Source organism: Curtobacterium sp. B8 (genome assembly GCF_000333315.1).
In the GTDB taxonomy this organism is placed as follows: domain Bacteria; phylum Actinomycetota; class Actinomycetes; order Actinomycetales; family Microbacteriaceae; genus Curtobacterium; species Curtobacterium luteum.
The window spans coordinates 1-3656 of record NZ_BACW01000381.1 but is presented as its reverse complement, the minus strand read 5'-3'; the positions used below and the strand labels follow the sequence as shown (position 1 = coordinate 3656).

Sequence of the window (3656 nt, the reverse complement as noted above, 5' to 3'; positions counted from 1 at the left end):
AGGACATCGCCTGGTCGGCCACGAGCAAGTGGTCGGAGCCGATGCGTTCGGAGGCCGGGATCGTGGTGTCCGCGCCGGCGGAGGTGTTCCCGCTCGAGACGATCGTGGTCTTCGTGCCCGCGGCGCGGAGGGCGGGGAGGTCGTTCTTCGACACCGTGCCCTCGACCGGCCAGGCCAGCGAGTCGATCGAGTAGTCGAAGTCGAGGAGCGACGCGGTCGTCGGCAGGACGGCGGTGCTGTCCGGGTCGGTGCCGTCGGTCGTGCCCGTCGTGCTGGTCGGGGTCGTCGGGCCGTCGGTCGGCGCGGTCGTGGCGGTGTCGCCCGCCGTTGCGCCGGCGCCAGCGGTCGGACCGTCCGTGGGCGTCTCGCCGGACGGTGTGGGGCTCGGGGTCGAGGCGCCGGGGAAGTTCTCCGCGTCGATCCCGGGGTCGAGCGAGATCGGGGCGAGGACGCCGTCCGCTCCCGCCTGGCGGAGCCCCGTGACGTCCGCGTCGGCCCAGGGCAGGGCGAAGGTCTCGTTGCGGAGCCCCTCGAGTTCCTGCAGCCAGGCGATGGCGCTCGACGGGGCGTTCTGTCCGAGGATCCGGATCGACGCGATGATGCGGGGGTCGATGCCGACCGCGACGTTGTGTCCCTCGACCGCCCGGAGCTGCTGGGTGAGCGTGCCGTCGACGGCGGTGGCCGCTGCGAGCTCGTCCGGCGTGACGAACATCGTGGACGACGCCGGCAGGGTGATCGGCATCGCGACCGAGACGCCGACGGGGGTCTGCTCGAAGTCGGGGTACCAGGTGATCGCGGAGCGTGCGATCGCGGTCGTGCCACCCGCGGTGTAGACGGCGGCGATGCGGCGGGGACCGAAGGACCCGTACCCGCCGAGGCCGACGTTGCCCGGGACGATCTGCACGTTCCGGAGCGTCACCGATCGGTGGGCCGGGACGGCCGGGACGTCCACCGTGTCCATCGGGGCGCCGGGGTAACCGGTCGTGCTGGTGTCGGCGAGCCAGTCCGAGAGCTGGTCGCGCGAGCTCACGACGCGGGAGATGTCGAGCTCCGCCGAGCCGGCGGGGAGCGCCTGGTCGGTGTCGTTCGTCACCGTGACGGAGAGGGTGAGGTCCTCGTCGCGGTGCACGATCCCACGGCTCGCGGGCGACACCGTGACGGTCGTCTTGCCCTCCGCGCCGGAGGCGGGGTCGGCTGCCGAGGTCGACACCGCCGACGGGGTCGTCAGGGCGCTCGCGGCCGGGGCTGTCACGGGCGCGACGACGAGACCGAGCGCGACGAGGGACGACGCGGCTGCGGCGAACATGGTGCGGAAGAGCTGCATACAGGGGTGCCCGGCGGATCGACCCGGACCGAGCACGAGTGTATGAGGCCCCACCATGAACACCGCCCGTGCGCGCGCAGGGTGTGGAGAACTCGCGAGCACGATCTGGGAGGATTGGTCTGTCATGCAGTCCGTTGCCCAGGCCGTCGAGCGACTCGACGCACTCGCCGAAACCCTCCCCGTGGCCACCCTCGCACGGGCGTTCGCCGACGCCGGACACGAGCTGGCCCTCGTCGGCGGCCCGGTCCGTGACGCCTTCCTCGGGCGCCCGGTGACCGACCTCGACTTCACGACCGACGCCACCCCGGACGAGGTCCTCCGGATCGTCGAGCCGATCGCGAGCGCGACCTGGGACGTCGGGCGGCAGTTCGGCACGATCGCCGCACGGGTGCGCGACGAGCAGGTCGAGATCACGACCTACCGGAGCGACGTCTACGACGGTGAGACCCGCAAGCCCGAGGTCGCGTTCGGCGACACCATCGAGGACGACCTCCTCCGCCGCGACTTCACGGTCAACGCCATGGCGCTCCGACTCCCCCAGCGCGAGCTGGTCGACGTGCACGGCGGCGTCGAGGACCTCCTCGCCGGACGGCTCCGCACCCCGCAGGAGGCGATCGTCTCGTTCCGGGACGACCCACTGCGGATGATGCGTGCGGCCCGGTTCACGTCGCAGCTCGGTTTCACCGTCGCCGACGACGTCCGCGAGGCCATGACCACCCTCGTCGACTCGATCGACATCGTCTCGGCCGAGCGGGTGCGCGACGAGCTCGTGAAGCTGCTGAACACCGCCGATCCGGTGCCCGGACTCCGCCTGCTCGTCGACACCGGGCTCGCCGACCGCTTCCTGCCCGAGCTCCCGGCCATGCGGCTCGAGATCGACGAGCACCACCACCACAAGGACGTCTACGAGCACTCGTTGACGGTGCTCACCCAGGCGATCGGGTACGAGGCCGAGCGTCACCCCGGTGCCGCCCCCGACACCGTGCTCCGGCTCGCCGCGCTCCTGCACGACATCGGCAAGCCCGCGACGCGGAAGCTCGAGCCGGGCGGTGCCGTGAGCTTCCACCACCACGACCTCGTCGGGTCGAAGCTCGCGAAGAAGCGACTCCGTGCGCTCCGGTTCGACAACGACTCGATCGCGGCGGTCGCCCGGCTCATCGAGCTGCACCTCCGTTTCTTCGGCTACACCGACGGCGCCTGGACCGACTCGGCCGTGCGCCGGTACGTCCGCGACGCCGGACCCCAGCTCGAACGGCTGCACGAGCTCACCCGCTCCGACGTCACGACACGGAACCGGCGCAAGGCCGACCGGCTCGGGTTCGCGTACGACGACCTCGAGGCCCGGATCGCGACGCTCGCGGAACAAGAGGAGCTCGACTCGATCCGGCCGGACCTCACCGGCGACGACATCATGCGGATCCTCGGCATCTCGCCCGGTCGAGCCGTGGGCGAGGCCTACCGGTTCCTCCTCGAGACCCGGATGGACGAGGGGCCCCTCGGCGCGGACGAGGCCGAGGTGCGCCTGCGCGCATGGTGGGCGGCGCGCGACGGCGACTGAGCGTCCGCACCACGCGCGCAGGGTGACCGTCTGGGCCCACGCCGCCGGTTCCGGACCGACGCGCCAGCGGCGGGCCGGCCGAGCCGGTGGGGAGAGGCCCGGGGCGGCTTCCACAGGTGGTGGCGCGCCTCCAGGCGGTCCGGTAGGCTACCCAGGTTGTCTCCGCGCGTCTGCGCGCTGACACATGCATCAACCCTCCTGCTCCGGGAACCGCCCGGAGCCGCCGAGACCAAAGGAGGTGGGTTCCGCATGCACCAGTACGAACTGATGGCGATCCTCGACCCCGAGATCGACGAGCGCACCGTCGCTCCCAGCCTGGACAAGTTCCTGGCCGTGATCCGCAACGACGGTGGGACCGTCGACAACGTGGACGTCTGGGGCCGTCGTCGTCTCGCCTACGAGATCGCGAAGAAGTCCGAGGGCATCTACGCCGTCGTGGACTTCACGTCCTCCCCCGAAGCCGCCAAGGAGCTCGACCGCCAGCTCGGTCTCTCCGAGGCCGTCCTCCGCACCAAGGTCCTCCGCGCCGAGGAGGCGATCGCCCAGGTCGCCGCCCAGAAGCAGCGCGACGAGTCGCACCGGCGGCACGAGCACGAGGTCCACGCCTAGTCGGTCGTGCCGCGGCGGCTCGTCCGCGTCGTCCTGGGGTGGTGGTCGGTCTGCTCCGGCGACGGCGACTTTCCGCGTGCGCAACGAACGACGTCTCCGCTGTCGCACGACGACGACGGCGTCGCACCACAGCGACGGCGACTGCCCGCGTGCGCAACGAACGAC

The 3656-nt window shown here is 71.8% G+C and carries 3 protein-coding genes; 2 read left to right on the top strand and 1 reads right to left on the bottom strand.

The window, feature by feature from the left end; genetic code table 11:
• Positions 1-1324, bottom strand: a 1324-nt coding sequence (locus I59_RS09870; protein ID WP_022903730.1) for a DUF6049 family protein, incomplete at its 3' end; no start/stop codon positions are given.
• A 124-nt stretch (positions 1325-1448) separates the two neighbouring features.
• On the opposite strand from I59_RS09870, the gene I59_RS09865 reads away from it, so the two are divergent.
• Positions 1449-2882 carry a CCA tRNA nucleotidyltransferase gene (locus I59_RS09865; protein WP_022903729.1) on the top strand — a complete coding sequence of 478 codons (1434 nt, stop codon included), beginning with the start codon at positions 1449-1451 and terminating at the stop codon, positions 2880-2882.
• A gap of 249 nt (positions 2883-3131) precedes the next feature.
• Positions 3132-3491: a 30S ribosomal protein S6 gene (gene rpsF, locus I59_RS09860; protein WP_022903728.1), complete on the top strand. Its 360-nt coding sequence runs from the start codon at positions 3132-3134 to the stop codon at positions 3489-3491.
• Positions 3492-3656: the final 165 nt, after the last annotated feature.